Source organism: Streptomyces sp. NPDC015130, assembly GCF_043080005.1.
Taxonomy (GTDB): domain Bacteria; phylum Actinomycetota; class Actinomycetes; order Streptomycetales; family Streptomycetaceae; genus Streptomyces.
Genome location: NZ_JBIBVC010000005.1, coordinates 481,414 through 496,338, shown reverse-complemented (window position 1 = coordinate 496,338; position 14,925 = coordinate 481,414). Strand labels below are relative to the sequence as shown.

Below are 14,925 nucleotides of genomic sequence, written 5' to 3'. Positions count from 1 at the left end.
GGACCTGTCATAGTGCGGTGCCATGGACCGACGACGATTTCTCGCGGGGGCCTTGGGGGCCATGGGCGCGGCCGGGACGGCTCTTCTCGTCGGGGCACCCCCGGCCGCCGCCGTGGACACGCGCGCGTGGATGGGGGCGCACCCGGACGGGACCGCCCTCGCGCGGCTCACCATCCCCGGCACCCACGACTCCGGCGCCCGCTTCGGCGGCCCCTGGTCCGAGTGCCAGAACACCACCGTCGCCCAGCAGCTGGACAGCGGCATCCGGTTCCTGGACGTCCGGTGCCGGGTGACCGGCGGATCCTTCGCCATCCACCACGGCCCCTCCTACCAGAACATGATGTTCGGCGACGTCCTCGTCGCCTGCCGCGACTTCCTCGCCGCCCACCCCTCCGAGACCGTCCTCATGCGGGTCAAGCAGGAGTACTCCTCTGACTCCGACGCCACCTTCCGCGCGATCTTCGACGACTACCTCGACAACCGCGGCTGGCGGTCGCTGTTCCGCATCGGCGACACCCTGCCCGCCCTCGGCGAGGCCCGCGGCAAGGTCGTCCTCATCGCCGACAACGGCGGGCTGCCCGGCCTCAAGTGGTGGGACGGCGGGGCCATCGCGATCCAGGACGACTGGAACGCCCTGCCGAACGCCAAGTACCCCAAGATCGAGGCCCACTTCCGCGCGGCCGTCGAGCAGCCCGGCAAGCTGTACGTCAACTTCGTCAGCACGTCCGCGTCCCTGCCGCCGCGCTGGAACTCCGACAACCTCAACCCCCGGGTCCACGGCTTCCTGGACGGCACGGCGAACGCCTGGAAGGGGCTCGGCATCGTCGCCATGGACTACCCGAACACCCGCTCAGGCCTCGTCGCGTCGCTCGTCCGCCACAACTGACGGCGGCGGTGTCGGCGCGCCCGGCAGACGGAGCGTCGCCACCGTGCCGCCGCCCGGGGCCGGGGCCAGGGTCACCGCGCCGCCCGCCTGGTGGACCGTACGGGCGACGATCGAGAGCCCCAGGCCCGAGCCCGGCAGGCTGCGGGCCGACGGCGAGCGCCAGAAGCGGTCGAAGACGTGCGGGAGCTCGTCCGGCGGGACGCCGGGGCCGTGGTCCCGGACCGTCAGTTCGCCCCGCATCAGGGTCACCTCGACCGTGCCCCGGGGCGGCGAGAACTTCACCGCGTTGTCCAGGACGTTGACGAGGGCGCGCTCGATCGCCGCCGGCTCCGCCCGTACATACCAGGGCGCGAGGTCCGTGACGAAGGTCAGCTCCGGGCCGCGCAGCCGGGCCCGGTCCAGGGCCGAGCGCAGGATGCCGTGCAGCGGTACGACCTCCAGCGGGCCGGGCCGCACGGTGTCCGGGCGGGCCAGCTCCTGGAGGTCGCCGATCAGCGCCGCCAGCTCCGTCATCTGCGCCTTCACCGAGGCCATCAGGGCCCGCCGGTCGTCGGCCGGGATCGCCCGCCCGGTCTCCTCGCTCCGCGCGAGCAGCTCGACGTTCGTCCGGAGGGACGTGAGGGGCGTACGGAGTTCGTGGCCGGCGTCCGCGATCAGCTGAGCCTGCCGGTCGCGGGAGGTCGCGAGCGCCGCCGTCATCGCGTTGAAGGAGCGCGACAGCCGGGCGATCTCGTCCTCGCCCTCCACCGGGATGCGGACGGTCAGGTCCTCGGTCGCGGCGACGTGCTCGACGGCGCCGGTCAGCCGGTTCACCGGTTCGAGGCCGGTCCGCGCCACCCACAGGCCGGCCGCGCCGGCGCCGACGACGCCGATCCCGGAGACCAGGAGCAGCACCCAGCGCAGGGTGGACATCGAGTTGTCGATCTCGGCGAGCGGGCGGGCGACGGAGACGCCGAGGGTGAGGCCGGGCGGCACCTGCTGCGGGTAGGTGTAGACCCGCATCTCCCGGCCGTCCTCGTCCTTCACCGTGTGCAGCGCGTACGTCAGCTGCCCGCGTGCCACCGCGAGGTCGGCGGGGCCCGCGGGGATCGGGGCCTGGCCGGAGGTGCAGACGCTGCCGTTGGCGAGGATCACCTGCACCGTGTACGAGCCGCCCGCCATCGGCGGCGGTGTCGTGCCCTCGCGGCACAGGGTGAGCAGGGTGCCCACCGAGGCGCCGTCGAGCCGGCTGTTGCGCAGCGAGGAGTCCAGCTCGGCCTCCAGCTGGGCCCGCGTCACGAACCAGCAGGCCAGCGAGACCGCCGCCACCGCGACCGCCACCGCGAAGGCGGTGAGCAGCGCGAGCCGCGACCGCAGGGGCCGCGAACGGAACCAGGCCAGGGGCCGGAACCGGGTCACTCGCCGCCTCCTCCCCGCAGGACGTAGCCGACGCCCCGCACCGTGTGCACGAGGCGCGGCTCCCCGCCCGCCTCCGTCTTGCGCCGCAGGTACATCACGTACACGTCGAGCGAGTTCGAGCTCGGCTCGAAGTCGAAGCCCCACACGGCCTTGAGGATCTGCTCGCGGGTCAGCACCTGCCGCGGGTGCGCCAGGAACATCTCCAGGAGCGTGTACTCGGTGCGCGTCAGCTCCACCGTCCGCCCGCCTCGGGTCACCTCGCGCGTCGAGAGGTCCATGCGCAGGTCCTCGAAGGACAGCACGTCCTCGGCGGCGGCCGGGGCCGCGGCGGCGGAGGCGTACGAGCTGCGCCGGAGCAGCGCCCGGATCCTGGCGAAGAGCTCGTCGAGCTCGAAGGGCTTCACGAGGTAGTCGTCCGCGCCCGCGTCGAGGCCGGTGACCCGGTCGCCGACGGTGTCGCGGGCGGTCAGCATGAGGATCGGCACGGTCGAGCCGGCGGCCCTGATCCGCCGGGCCGCGGTGAGCCCGTCCATGCGGGGCATCTGGACGTCGAGGACGACGAGGTCGGGGGCGTAGGCCTCCATCCGCGCGAGCGCGTCGAGGCCGTCGACGGCGTCCTGCGTGTCGTACCCCTCGAAGGCGAGGCTGCGGCGCAGGGCCTCCCGCACGGCGGGCTCGTCCTCGACGATCAGGATGCGCTCGGCTTCGTTCTGCTGTCCCGTCATGGGCTCAGCCTCGCACGGCGTCCCTTCGCCGGTCAGTTGTCGCCGCCCGCGCGCAGACTGTCCAGGTCGGCCTTCACCGCGTCGACCGGAATGGCGAATCCGAGGCCGACACTTCCTGCCGTGGAACCGTTCGAAGAACTGGGCGAATACATGGCCGAATTGATTCCGATGATCTCGCCCTTCATATTGATCAAGGCGCCGCCGGAATTACCCGGGTTGAGCGAGGCATCGGTCTGGATCGCCTTGTACGTCGTCTTCGACGTGCCCGTGTCGCCGTTGAACTGCTGTCCGCCGAACTCGAACGGCCAGCCCTGTCGCGGGTCGTACCGCTGCCCCTGCTGCTGGTCCTGGCTGCCGCCGTCGTCGTCCTTGGCGACGGTCACGTCGCGGTCGAGCGCGGAGACGATGCCGCTCGTGACGGTGCCGGTGAGGCCCTCGGGGGAGCCGATCGCCACGACCTCCTCGCCGACCCTCACCTCGGACGAGTCGCCGAGCGTGGCGGCCTTGAGGCCGGAGGCGCCCTGGAGCTTGATCAGCGCGAGGTCCTTGTCGGGGTCCGTGCCGACGACCTGGGCCTCGTACGTCTTCCCGTCGCTGAGCTGGACGGAGATCGAGGAGGCGCCGGAGATCACGTGGTTGTTGGTGACGATCTCGCCGTCGGAGGTGATGATCACGCCCGAGCCGGTGGACTTGCCGGAGTTCGAGCTCGCGGAGATCTCGACGATGGAGGGGGAGACGGCCTGGGCGACGCCGGCGACCGTGCCCACGCTGCTCGCGGAGACGTTCGTGCCGTTCACGACCGAGGAGGCGGTCACGGGGCTGTCGGAGGTCAGTTGCTGGACGAGGGTCGCCGTGCCGCCGCCGACCGCAGCGGCCGCGATGGCCACGGCGGCGAGGAGCCCGACCCCGCGCTTGGCGCGCCGGCGGGAGCCCGGAGCGGCGCCGGCCGCCGCGGTGGCGACCGGGGGGCCGGCGGGCGGCGGCGGGACGTGCCCGCCGGACGGCCAGACCGTCGTGCCCGGCTCGGTGGTGATCGGCCGGGTCGGGGCGTACGGGGGCTGCGGCGGATAGTACGGCTGCTGTGGCTGTGGCTGCTGCTCCTGGAAGTCCGTCATGGCTATGACTCTCGGAGCCGTTCATGAGAGCCGTCTGAGGACCGGCTGAGAAGCCCGACAGAACCCTGTATGCCCCATATAAAGAGGCCGGGGGAGGAGGGGGTGGGGGCTACTCTCCGCAGCCGCAGGAGCGGCGGACGACCAGGGTCGAGGGGAAGAGCTTGAGCCGCTCGCGGCGCGAGCCGGCGACGCGCAGGCCGTCGTCCAGGACCAGGTCCACCGCGGCCCTGGCCATCGCCGGGCGGTCCGAGGAGACCGTGGTCAGCGGCGGGTCGGTGAGCGCCGCCTCCTTCACGTCGTCGAAGCCCGCGACCGCCAGCTCCGTGGGCACCTCGATGCGCAGCTCGCGCGCCGCCCGCAGGACACCGAAGGCCTGGTCGTCGGTGGAGCAGAAGATGGCCGGCGGCCTGTCCGGGCCGGAGAGCAGCTTCAGGGCCACCTGGTAGGCGTCGTAGCGGTTGTACGGGGCCTGGAACAGCCGGCCCTCGATCGACAGGCCCGCCTCCAGCATGGCCTGGCGCCAGCCCTCCTCGTGGTCGGCGACGGGGTCGCCGACGGCGGGGGTGTTCGGGACGCCGCCCAGGCAGGCCACGTACGCGTGGCCGTGCTCCAGGAGGTGCCGGACGGCGAGCTTGGCGCCGTCGATGTCGTCGGTCACGACGGCCACGTCGTCGATCGCCTCGGGCCGCTCGTGGAGCAGCACCACACGTGCGTCCCAGGCCTCGATCTCGCTCGCGGCCTGCTCGCTCATGCCCTGGCTGACCAGGATCAGTCCGGAGACCCGCATCCCGAGGAAGGCGCGCAGGTAGTGGATCTCGCGCTCGGTGCGGTAGTCGGAGTTGCCGACGAGGACCATCTTGCCGCGCTCGGCGGCGGCCTGCTCGACCGCGTGCGCCAGCTCGGCGAAGAAGGGCTGGCGGGCGTCCGGGACGATCATGCCTATGAGGTCCGTGCGTCGGGACGCCATCGCCTGGGCCACCCGGTCGGGGCGGTAGCCCAGCTCCTTGATGGCGGCGAGGACACGCTCGCGCGTGGCCGGGGCGACCGGCCGGGGTCCGTTGTTGATCACGTAGCTCACGACCGCGGTCGAAGTACCTGCCAGTCGAGCTACGTCATCCCGCGTCACCTTGGCCACGCGCGGCAGTCTACGCGGGGTGACCTACCTACCGGCAGGTCGCACTGTGGCGTCCGCCACGTTCCTGTCCTCCGCCGGAGTGACGTCGCGGTCCGTCTCCTTGACACGGGCGGTACGGGCGGCCTCGGCCGACCGGGTGTCCTTCGCCCGGGCCTCCTCCGCCGCGCGCTCGACCTTCTCCGGGGTGACGAAGCGGTATCCGACGTTCCGCACGGTGCCGATCAGCGACTCGTGCTCGGGGCCGAGCTTCGCCCGCAGCCGACGCACATGGACGTCGACCGTACGGGTGCCGCCGAAGTAGTCGTACCCCCACACCTCCTGGAGGAGCTGGGCACGCGTGAAGACCCGGCCGGGGTGCTGGGCCAGGTACTTGAGCAGCTCGAACTCCTTGAAGGTCAGGTCCAGGACCCGGCCCTTGAGCTTCGCGCTGTACGTCGCCTCGTCGACCGACAGGTCGCCGTTGCGGATCTCCATCGGGGAGTCGTCGGAGACGATCTGCTGGCGGCCCATCGCGAGCCGCAGCCGCGCCTCGACCTCGGCCGGGCCCGCGGTGTCGAGCAGGACGTCGTCGATGCCCCAGTCGGCCGTGACGGCCGCGAGGCCGCCCTCGGTGACGACGAGGATCAGCGGACAGCCGGGCCCCGTGGAGCGCAGCAGCTGGCAGAGCGAGCGGACCTGCGGGAGGTCGCGCCGGCCGTCGACGAGGATCACGTCCGCGCCGGGGGTGTCCACGAGGGCCGGGCCCTCGGCCGGGGCCACCCGGACGTTGTGCAGCAGCAGGCCGAGTGCGGGCAGCACCTCGGTCGACGGCTGGAGGGCGTTGGTCAGGAGCAGCAGAGAGCTCATACCGCGCCACCTGCCATCGGTCGGACGTGCTGCGTTCGCTCGCTCATAACGTCGGTTCCTCCTCGGTCCCTGCGAGGACGTGCACTGCTTCGTACAGATCACTGACGGCTCTCGCGCCCTGAGAGCTTTTGTTCACCTATCCGTAACAACGGTCGGAAAACGCAAAAGGACCCGGGGGCTGCATCGCCCGGATCCTCTGCCCAGCAGAATAGCCCACATGAGTTCAGAGGGAGAGAGCCGATTTCACATGGTGGATGTCTCGTCGCTCACTTCCGTCCATCCTGCTGATCCACGGCGTGTGATGTTGCGTACGGATGACGGTGTCCGTATCGAGGCGGTTTACGAACCACCTGCGGCAAGTGTCACCGATACGGCCGTGGTCGTCGCGCACGGCTTCACCGGATCGGCGGACCGGCCCGCCGTCCGCCGCGCCGCCCGCGCCTTCGCGGAGCGCGGCGCGGCCGTCGTGACCTTCTCCTTCCGCGGGCACGGCGGCTCCGGCGGCCGCTCCACGGTCGGCGACCGGGAGGTCCTCGACCTGTCCGCCGCCGTCCGCTGGGCCCGCGAGCTCGGCCACGCGCGCGTGGCGACGGTCGGCTTCTCCATGGGCGGGTCCGTCGTCCTGCGCCACGCGGCCCTTGAGCGGGGCACGGAGGGCCGGGTGGACGCGGTGGCAGCCGTCTCCGCCCCCGCACGCTGGTACTACCGGGGCACGGCCCCGATGCGCCGCCTCCACTGGGTGGTCACCCGTCCCACGGGCCGGCTGGTCGGCCGGTACGGGCTCCGCACCCGGATCGACCGGCGGGCCTGGGACCCCGTACCCCTCTCGCCCGTCGAGGCGGTCCCGCTGATCGCGCCGGTCCCGCTGCTGGTCGTGCACGGCGACCGGGACGCGTACTTCCCGCTCGACCACCCCCGCGCGCTGGCCGCCGCCGCCGGCGGCGCGGCGGAGCTGTGGCTGGAGCGCGGCATGGGCCACGCCGAGAACGCGGCGGACGAGGAGCTGCTCGCCCGGCTGGGGGACTGGCTCACGCGCCGATAGCCCATCATGGGGGGCGGCGCGCACACGAACGAAGGGAGCGCCGCTATGGCAGCGGGAACCATCCGCTACTGGGCCGCGGCCAAGGCCGCCGCCGGTGTCGCCGAGGAGCCGTACACCGCCGAGACCCTGGCGGAGGCCCTGGACGCGGCCCGCGAGAAGCACCCCGGTGAGCTCGTCCGGGTCCTCCAGCGGTGCTCGTTCCTGATCGACGGCGACCCCGTCGGCACCCGGAGCCATGAGACCGTACGGCTTGCCGAGGGCGGCACGGTCGAGGTGCTCCCCCCGTTCGCAGGAGGGTGAACCCCAGAGCATGAGCAACGACCAGCAGTACGACCCGTACGCGAACGGGCAGCCGGACCACGGGCCGCAGGGGCACGGGCCGCAGGCCCACGACGTCACGCAGACGTGGGAGGGCCAGACCTGGGACACGCAGTTCCAGCCCACGGTCCAGCCGGTGGCGCGGCCCGCGGCGCAGCAGGCCCAGCAGCCGCCCGTGGCGTACGAGCCCGCCCCGTACCAGGACCCGTACGCGCAGCCCGCGTACGAGCCGGCGTACGACAGCACGGCGTATCTGCCGCCGCAGGGCGTGATGTACGAGCAGCAGCAGCACCAGCAGCAGCCGTACGCGGCGGCCCCGGCCGCCCCCGTGGCGTACGGCACGCCCGCCGGGGAGCCCATGGCCCCCGTGACCGCCCCCGTGACCGCCCCCGCGGCCGCCGCCGTGGCAGAGGAGGCCGGGCCCGGCTGGTCCTCGCCGACCACCTCCGGGAACCTCCGGATCACCGACGCCCAGCGCGCGCGTGCCGAAGGCCGCTCGCCCGTGATCGAGCCCGGGTTCCAGCCGGCGGTCCTGACCGCCGTCCTCGGCCTGCTGCTCGCCGGCGGCGCCGCCCTCGGCCCGTACGGGCTGCTCGTCCCGCTCGTGCTGCTCCAGGGCCTCACGGCCGCCGGCTGGTTCCGGCTCAACGGCATGTGGCCGGCCCGCCAGGGCATCGCCCTCGCCTTCGCCGGCGGTCTCGTCGCCGACGCCGCCCTGCTCGCCACCGGCCGGGAGCACGCGGCCGCCGCGATCCTGGGCACGCTCGGCGCCTGGGTGCTGCTCTGTCTCGTCCTCCAGCTCCGCAGCCACGCCGACCCGGACGAGCGGATGTACGGCCTGATGGCCACCATCGCCTCGGCCGCGCTGACGGTCGTCGCCGCCGGGCACCTCGGAGCGGACCCGGACACCGTCGTCGCCGGCGGGATCGCGGTCGCCGCGACCGTCGTCGCCCGGGCGCTCCCGCTGCCCGGCCCGGTCTCCCTGGTCGTCGCGCTCCTCGCGGGCGCGGGCGCCGGGATCGCGGCCGGCGGCCTGACCGGACTGGGCACCTCCGGGGCGCTGGTCGGCCTCGCGGCCGGGGTCTGCGCGCTGATCGGCCTGCGGGTCGCCAGCTACGACTACCCGTCGCGCTTCGTCCACATGACCGCGGGCATCGCGCTGCCGCTGACGGCCGCCGCGCCCGCCGTCTACCTGCTGGGCCGCGCCCTCGGCTGAGCAGGGCCGGCCACGGCAGGGGAACCAACCGGCCCCTCGACACGTCGATCTTCGTGTCGGGGGGCCGAACGCTTATCCAGACCTTTGACTCTCTACCGGGGGGACGCACAACCCATGCGAGCACTGCGGATTCTGTTGATCGTGGCCGTCGTGCTGGGCGGGGTGTTCGTCGGGATCGACCGGCTCGCCGTGGCGTACGCCGAGTCGGAGGCGGCGAGCCGGGTGAAGCTCTCGGGGGCCCGGAGCGACTCGGTCGAGGTCGACATCAAGGGCTTCCCCTTCCTGACCCAGGTCATGGACAAGCGCTTCGGCGAGGTCGACGTGGTGGCGAAGGGCGTCGAGACGACGGCCGGCAGCCGGAAGGTCAAGATCTCCGAGCTGACGGCCGGGCTCCGGGACGTGACCGTCACCGGCGACTGGGCGGGCGCGCGGGCGGGCTCGGCCTCGGGCACGGCCCTCATCTCGTACGCGGACCTCACGGCGGCCTCCGACCGCGAGGCGACCGTCGCCTACGGGGGCGACGGCAAGCTGAAGGTCACGGGCGGGGTCGAGATCATGGGCCGCACGCTCACCCGCTCGGTCCTGTCCACCGTGACCATCGTCAACGGCGACACGATCAAGGTGCGCGCGGACGAGGTGCCGGGTGAGGGCATCCCGGGTGTGGAGGAACTGGTCCGCAAGCGGACCGACTTCGAGCGGCCGATCGGTCTGATCGCCGGCATGAAGGTGGAGAAGGTCGAGGCGACGCCGGAGGGCCTCGCGGTCGCGGTCTCGGGCAAGGACATCGCCCTGGGGGGCTGACGAACGGCGCGGTGATCACATGGTGAGACGCCCCCGTCCGATCCGCAGAAACCGAAGCGGACACCGCTGTACGGAGGCGTCCGGAGCCGACTCGTACGGTGATCACGTCTCGCATCTCGGACGATCGCGTCTCAAAATACGACACACCGGTGACACGGCCGCCTGTCCGTCCCTACGATCGAGGGCATGAAGCGACAGGCGGATCTCACGAAGCGGCGGGCAGTAGACCTGTGCCGCGTCGCCGCCATGCTCTGTCGTTCAGTCTGAGCGGGAGCGCCGACTCCCGTATTCCCTCAGGCCCTTCGACCGCGGTCGGGGCCACCCTGTGCAGCCGTACGCACGTCCGTCGTACGCCACGCGACGACGCGTACCGCATCACAAACCCGCACCAACCGCACCACACCGCCGCACACTGCCCCGGAGGAGAACAGCATGGCTCGCAGCGACGTCCTGGTCGACGCGGACTGGGTCGAGGCCAACCTCGACAACCCGCAGGTCGCCATCGTCGAGGTCGACGAGGACACCTCGGCCTACGAGAAGAACCACATCCGCAACGCCGTCCGGATCGACTGGACCCAGGACCTTCAGGACCCGGTCCGCCGTGACTTCATCGACCAGGAGGGCTTCGAGAAGCTCCTCTCGGCCAAGGGCATCGGCAACGACACCACGGTCGTCCTCTACGGCGGCAACAACAACTGGTTCGCCTCCTACGCCTACTGGTACTTCAAGCTCTACGGCCACCAGGACGTGAAGCTCCTCGACGGCGGCCGCAAGAAGTGGGAGCTCGACTCCCGCGACCTCGTCGCCGAGGTGCCGTCCCGCCCGGCCACCGAGTACAAGGCCAAGGCCCAGGACTCCTCGATCCGCGCCTTCCGCGACGACGTCGTGGCCGCGATCGGCTCCCAGAACCTGGTCGACGTCCGCTCGCCCGACGAGTTCTCCGGCAAGCTGCTCGCCCCCGCGCACCTCCCGCAGGAGCAGTCGCAGCGCCCCGGCCACGTGCCGAGCGCCCGCAACATCCCGTGGTCGAAGAACGCCAACGACGACGGCACCTTCAAGTCGGACGACGAGCTCAAGGCCCTCTACGAGGACGAGCAGGTCGACCTGGCGAAGGACACCATCGCGTACTGCCGCATCGGTGAGCGCTCCGCGCTCACGTGGTTCGTCCTGCACGAGCTGCTCGAGGTCACGAACGTCAAGAACTACGACGGTTCGTGGACCGAGTACGGCTCCCTCGTCGGCGTGCCGATCGAGCTCGGCGCCAACAAGTAGTCCCGGTCGCGCGACCCCCGATTCCTCTAGGACAGGACAGAGAACATGTGTGGAGCTCAGGTCGGCGGCCCCGACGTCAGCACGCTCAAGCCCGGTGAGACGGCCATCCAGGGCCAGGTGACCAAGGACGGCGAGCCCGTCACCGGTTACGTGCGCCTCCTCGACGGCTCCGGTGAGTTCACCGCCGAGGTCCCGACCTCGGCCACCGGCCAGTTCCGCTTCTACGCGGCCACCGGCGAGTGGACCCTGCGCGCCCTGGTTCCGGGCGCCCAGGCCGACCGCAAGGTCGTCGTCACCGAGGCCGGCGGCCTGACGGACGTGGCCATCGCGGTCTGATCCGCGGACGCGGTGACACACCGCACCCGAACGGCCGGAGGGCCGTGCCTCCTGGGGGGTTGGACGCCATCACCAGGACCTGAGGCACGGCCCTCCGGTCCTTTCCTTTCACGCGGCCCTCGCACTGCTCGGCGCCGGGGCGCCGAGCAGGGTCCGAGCCGCTGCGGCAGCCTCCGGCCGCCGGTGACGGGCGACCCGTCCGGACGTACGCTGAAGGTGTGTACGCACGCCGTCGCCACGTCTACTTCTGGATGATGGGCGCCTGCCTGGTGCTTTTCGTGGGCGCCTGGGCCGTCGTGCGGCTCTTCTCGATGCCGGTGGCGATCGGGATGTGCGTCGTCGCCATGGTCATCCCCCCGTTCGCCGCGATGGTCGCGAACCGGCGGGGCCCTGAGGACCGCTGGTGGGACGACCCCTCCGGGGACCCGAAGTCGGACGAGTGGTGGGACGAACTCGACGGCAAGAAGCGCCGGTCCTAGGGCGTGTTGCGAAAGTCCCGCCTGCCCGACGGCGCCTGGCACACGCCCTAGGAGATTCCGCCGGTCCTCAGTAGACGAGGGCCTGCGTCTCGTCCGCCATGGCCTCCTGGACGAAGACCTGGGCGCCCGCGATGCGGATGCCGTCCAGGACGTCCTTCTCCGTGATCTCGCGGCGGGTCGCGCACTGCGTGCAGAGGGTCACCCGGCCGGCCGCGAGCACCGAGTCGATCAGGTCCGGCAGGGGCGCGGCGTGCGGCAGCTCGAACTCGGCCGCGCGGCCCGGGAGGGCGAACCACGAGGACTCGCCGGTCAGCCAGAGCGAGACCTCGACCCCACTGGCGACGGCGACGGCGGCCACCGTGAAGGCCTGGGAGCAGCGTTCGGGGGCGTCGGCCCCTGCGGTCACCTTGATCACGAGCTTCTTCGCCATGTGCCGAACTGTAATGCGCGCCGCCGCAACCCCTGGTGCCCCTCGCGTGTCAGCTGGGTGCGCGGGTGATCGGAATCCGCGCTTCAGGTCTCGTGGGGGGACTCTTGAGCATCGAAGAAAGTATCCGGAGTGCGGACGAACAGCGGCGAACCGGACCACCGCCGGAGTCGGAGGCGGTGACGGAACCAGCGGGTCCGGTCGCTCGTCCGCGCCGCCGCGGTCTCCGTACCGTCGGCATCGTCGCCGTCGCCGCCGTCCTCGGCCTCGTCGGCGGCACCGCCGTCGGCTACGGCATCCAGGCCGAGCGGGAGCCCGTCGCCCTCCCGCCGCTCAACCAGCCGGGCCTCGCCTACCCGGCGAAGCCGCTCCCGAAGGGGCAGGAGACCGCGCCGCTGCCGGCCAAGGACGACCTGCAGGCGAAGACGCAGGGCGATCTGCGGAAGCTGCTGCTGCCGAAGCCCGCCGGAGCGAAGAAGACCGAGTTCCACGACGCCGACGGCTGGATGTCGGTGAGCGATTTCGCGTCGCAGTTCAAGGGGCCGAGCAAAGTGCTCGACTACCAGCTGGACCTGGGCATCCGGCGGATCGCGGTCGGGTCCTGGATGACGGGCGAGCACACGGCGACCGAGATCCGGCTGGTCCAGTACCGCTCCAACGACGTCCGCGGCGCGCGGGACTTCGTCGAGGACCAGCAGTTCTACATGCCGGACGAGGACTACGCCGACAGCGAGGGAACCGCCCTCAAGGGCTCGACCCACGGCCGCTACTACGTCTTCCCCGTGCAGCGGAAGGCCGGCTACCAGGACATCTACGAGGCCCGGGCCTACTTCGACCGCGGTGACATCGCGGTCGAGATCTTCGTCGTGGGCACGAAGAAGGTCGCGGAGAAGGACATCCGTTCGCTGGCCGAGCGACAGCTGGGGCGCCTGTGAGTGAGGACCGGAACGACGTGACCGAACCCGTGGTGGACCAGCAGCCGGCGGAGCCGGACGGGAAGGCGAAGGGGAAGCGGGGTGCCCGGCGGGTCCTGCTCGGAATCGTCCTGCCCTCCGTGCTGGTCCTGGGCCTGATCGGCGGCGGCGTCGCGTACACCGCCGTCACCGTCTCCTCCGCCGACCGCACCGCGCCGACCGAGGTGTGGGGCTCGACGGACGCCGCGGCGAAGGACAGGAACGAGGACCCGGCCGCCGCACACGCACGCGGCAGGACCGGCACGCCACTCGGCAAGCTCCTGCTGCCGCTGCCGCAGGGGTACGCCTTCGGCCCCGACGAGGGGCTGTACGGGAACGACGGCGAGCTCGGGGCCGCGGAGGCCACCGCGCTGATGAAGCAGGCGGGCGAAGGGCTCTCCGGGAAGAAGCGCCGCGCGTTCGAGAAGGAGGTCGACAAGCTGGGCATCGCGGGCGTCGGCGTCCGTACCTTCGCCGACCTGGGCAACGACGTCGTCGTCACCGTCGAGATCATGCGGATGAAGGACAAGAAGCAGATCAGGACCAGCTACCGCATCCGCAAGGAGGTCCTCGACACCCTGGAGTTCCCGAAGGGGCCCAAGGTGAAGGACCACCGGAACGCGGCCTGCTACCTGGCACCCGAGAACGACTCGCTCGACAAGAAGGAGCGGGCCGTGGCGCTGGGGGAGATGTACTGCATCGCGTACGACTCCGAGGTCTTCGTCACCGTCAAGGCGGCGGGCGCCAAGCCGTTCGACAAGGCGCGCGTGGCGGACCTGCTGAAGAAGCAGCTCGAACACATCGAGTCCCCGGGGGAGTACGTATGACCGAGCAGACCCAGACGCCCGAGCAGGCCGGGACGACGGAGCAGGCCGAGACGCCTGAGCGGACCGGGACGCCCGAGCAGGTCGGGACGACGGAGCAGACCGGGACGCCCGAGTCGCTCCCGGCGCCCGAGCAGCTCCCGGCACCCGAGTCGTCGCTCCCGGCGCCCGAGCAGGCTCGGACCGAGACGGTCGAGCCCAAGCCCCGGAGGTCCCGGAAGGCCCTGCTCCTGGGCATCGCCCGCTGGACCGCCGCCGTCCTCGTCTGCGGCGGGGTCGGGGCCGGGACGGCGATGGGGATCACCGCCCTCGACCGGTCCGACGTGCCCGGGCTCGCGACCGCGTCCGACGGCCGCTGGGAGTACCCGGAGCTCACGCTCCCGGCGCTGCCCGAGGGCTCCCCGCGGCCGTTCAGCGACGGCAACGACGGCGAGATCCACCACGCCGACCTGCGACGGCTCCTGCTGCCCGCCCCGGCCGGCGCCACGGCCGACCCGAAGCTGAAGGGCGGCTGGGCCGGGCTCGACTCGTACCTGGCGCTGCTGAAGGAGAAGGACCGCGCCCCGGTGAAGGAGTACGCGGCGGAGTCCGCGCTCCGGCACGTCGCCGCCCGCGGCTGGACCGCCCCGGACGGCACGACGACCCGGATCCACCTGCTGCGGTTCTCCTCGGTGGCCTACGCGGAGGCGTTCAAGGACGAGACCATGCGCGAGGTCTCGCAGTTCGAGCGGCTGCCCCTCGGGGTCGACGCCTCGAAGATCGACATGTCCACGAAGGACATCGTGGTCCCGGGCGTCTCCGCCTACGCCTACACGGAGGACGGGGAGTACGGGACCGAGCAGACCCGGTGGGCGTACATCGCCGCGGGCGACACCTTCGGGGTGATCACCCAGACCCGTAAGGGCGAGGTGCTCACCGTGCCCTTCCAGCAGACCGTCGCCCTCCAGGCGCAGCTGCTCGGCTGAGCCCGTTCGTCACGCCGCGTCGCTAGACCCACCTCACAGAGTGGGCCGGGCCCCCGCCCACTAAGCTGGGGTCCGGCCCGTTCCGCCTTCACCGCTCACTCGAGGAGCACTCCGTGATCATTTTCTTCGAAGTTCTGCTGGCCCTGGTCTGTGTCGGCGTGCTCGCCTTCACCGGTCTGGCCGTGAA

18 protein-coding genes are annotated in these 14,925 nt (G+C 71.9%); 12 read left to right on the top strand and 6 right to left on the bottom strand.

The window, feature by feature from the left end; all coding sequences use genetic code 11:
• Positions 1 to 22: 22 nt before the first annotated feature.
• Positions 23 to 886: a phosphatidylinositol-specific phospholipase C gene (locus ACF08F_RS13785; protein WP_392298686.1), complete on the top strand. Its 864-nt coding sequence runs from the start codon at positions 23 to 25 to the stop codon at positions 884 to 886.
• Here the strand turns inward: ACF08F_RS13785 and ACF08F_RS13780 are convergent.
• From ACF08F_RS13780 to ACF08F_RS13760, 5 genes are all read right to left on the bottom strand, one after another.
• A complete protein-coding gene (locus ACF08F_RS13780; protein WP_392298685.1) occupies positions 851 to 2,284 on the bottom strand; it encodes a sensor histidine kinase in 1,434 nt (477 codons plus the stop codon). The genes ACF08F_RS13785 and ACF08F_RS13780 overlap by 36 nt on opposite strands.
• Entirely contained in the window at positions 2,281 to 3,009 is a 729-nt protein-coding gene (locus ACF08F_RS13775; protein ID WP_392298684.1) for a response regulator transcription factor, read from the bottom strand. The genes ACF08F_RS13780 and ACF08F_RS13775 overlap by 4 nt, the downstream gene beginning before the upstream one ends.
• 32 nt (positions 3,010 to 3,041) lie before the next feature.
• Complete coding sequence (locus ACF08F_RS13770; RefSeq protein ID WP_392298683.1) at positions 3,042 to 4,124, bottom strand: S1C family serine protease; 1,083 nt, start codon at positions 4,122 to 4,124, stop codon at positions 3,042 to 3,044.
• Between the two features lie 109 nt (positions 4,125 to 4,233).
• Complete coding sequence (locus ACF08F_RS13765; protein ID WP_392298682.1) at positions 4,234 to 5,259, bottom strand: LacI family DNA-binding transcriptional regulator; 1,026 nt, start codon at positions 5,257 to 5,259, stop codon at positions 4,234 to 4,236.
• Positions 5,260 to 5,283: 24 nt separating this feature from the next.
• Entirely contained in the window at positions 5,284 to 6,105 is an 822-nt protein-coding gene (locus tag ACF08F_RS13760) for a response regulator transcription factor (protein ID WP_392298681.1), read from the bottom strand.
• A 217-nt stretch (positions 6,106 to 6,322) separates the two neighbouring features.
• Between ACF08F_RS13760 and ACF08F_RS13755 the strand changes: the two genes are divergently transcribed.
• From ACF08F_RS13755 to ACF08F_RS13720, 8 genes are all read left to right on the top strand, one after another.
• Positions 6,323 to 7,147, top strand: coding sequence for an alpha/beta hydrolase (locus ACF08F_RS13755; RefSeq protein WP_392298680.1), 825 nt, complete (start codon positions 6,323 to 6,325; stop codon positions 7,145 to 7,147).
• 45 nt (positions 7,148 to 7,192) lie between these two features.
• Complete coding sequence (locus ACF08F_RS13750) at positions 7,193 to 7,447, top strand: MoaD/ThiS family protein (protein ID WP_024756296.1); 255 nt, start codon at positions 7,193 to 7,195, stop codon at positions 7,445 to 7,447.
• A gap of 10 nt (positions 7,448 to 7,457) precedes the next feature.
• Positions 7,458 to 8,681, top strand: a complete 1,224-nt coding sequence (locus ACF08F_RS13745; protein WP_392298679.1) for a hypothetical protein — start codon at positions 7,458 to 7,460, stop codon at positions 8,679 to 8,681.
• Between the two features lie 114 nt (positions 8,682 to 8,795).
• Positions 8,796 to 9,482 (top strand): DUF2993 domain-containing protein, encoded by a 687-nt coding sequence (locus ACF08F_RS13740; RefSeq protein ID WP_392298678.1) that lies wholly within the window; start codon positions 8,796 to 8,798, stop codon positions 9,480 to 9,482.
• A 186-nt stretch (positions 9,483 to 9,668) separates the two neighbouring features.
• Positions 9,669 to 9,749 (top strand): putative leader peptide, encoded by an 81-nt coding sequence (locus ACF08F_RS13735; protein ID WP_350497993.1) that lies wholly within the window; start codon positions 9,669 to 9,671, stop codon positions 9,747 to 9,749.
• A 165-nt stretch (positions 9,750 to 9,914) separates the two neighbouring features.
• Entirely contained in the window at positions 9,915 to 10,754 is an 840-nt protein-coding gene (locus ACF08F_RS13730; RefSeq protein WP_392298677.1) for a sulfurtransferase, read from the top strand.
• Between the two features lie 45 nt (positions 10,755 to 10,799).
• Positions 10,800 to 11,090 carry a DUF1416 domain-containing protein gene (locus tag ACF08F_RS13725; protein ID WP_389307668.1) on the top strand — a complete coding sequence of 97 codons (291 nt, stop codon included), beginning with the start codon at positions 10,800 to 10,802 and terminating at the stop codon, positions 11,088 to 11,090.
• A 218-nt stretch (positions 11,091 to 11,308) separates the two neighbouring features.
• Positions 11,309 to 11,569: a DUF3099 domain-containing protein gene (locus ACF08F_RS13720; RefSeq protein WP_392298676.1), complete on the top strand. Its 261-nt coding sequence runs from the start codon at positions 11,309 to 11,311 to the stop codon at positions 11,567 to 11,569.
• Positions 11,570 to 11,636: 67 nt separating this feature from the next.
• Here the strand turns inward: ACF08F_RS13720 and ACF08F_RS13715 are convergent, their stop codons facing one another.
• Positions 11,637 to 11,999, bottom strand: a complete 363-nt coding sequence (locus tag ACF08F_RS13715; RefSeq protein WP_024756301.1) for a DsrE family protein — start codon at positions 11,997 to 11,999, stop codon at positions 11,637 to 11,639.
• Positions 12,000 to 12,175: 176 nt separating this feature from the next.
• On the opposite strand from ACF08F_RS13715, the gene ACF08F_RS13710 reads away from it, so the two are divergent.
• The 3 genes from ACF08F_RS13710 to ACF08F_RS13700 are packed head-to-tail and all read left to right on the top strand — an operon-like array spanning position 12,176 to position 14,738.
• On the top strand, positions 12,176 to 12,931 hold the full coding sequence (locus tag ACF08F_RS13710) for a hypothetical protein (protein ID WP_392298675.1): 756 nt from the start codon (positions 12,176 to 12,178) through the stop codon (positions 12,929 to 12,931).
• Positions 12,932 to 12,948: 17 nt separating this feature from the next.
• Positions 12,949 to 13,776 carry a hypothetical protein gene (locus ACF08F_RS13705; RefSeq protein WP_392298674.1) on the top strand — a complete coding sequence of 276 codons (828 nt, stop codon included), beginning with the start codon at positions 12,949 to 12,951 and terminating at the stop codon, positions 13,774 to 13,776.
• Entirely contained in the window at positions 13,773 to 14,738 is a 966-nt protein-coding gene (locus ACF08F_RS13700; RefSeq protein WP_392298673.1) for a hypothetical protein, read from the top strand. Before ACF08F_RS13705 ends, ACF08F_RS13700 begins: the two co-directional genes overlap by 4 nt.
• The last annotated feature ends 187 nt before the right edge of the window (positions 14,739 to 14,925 follow it).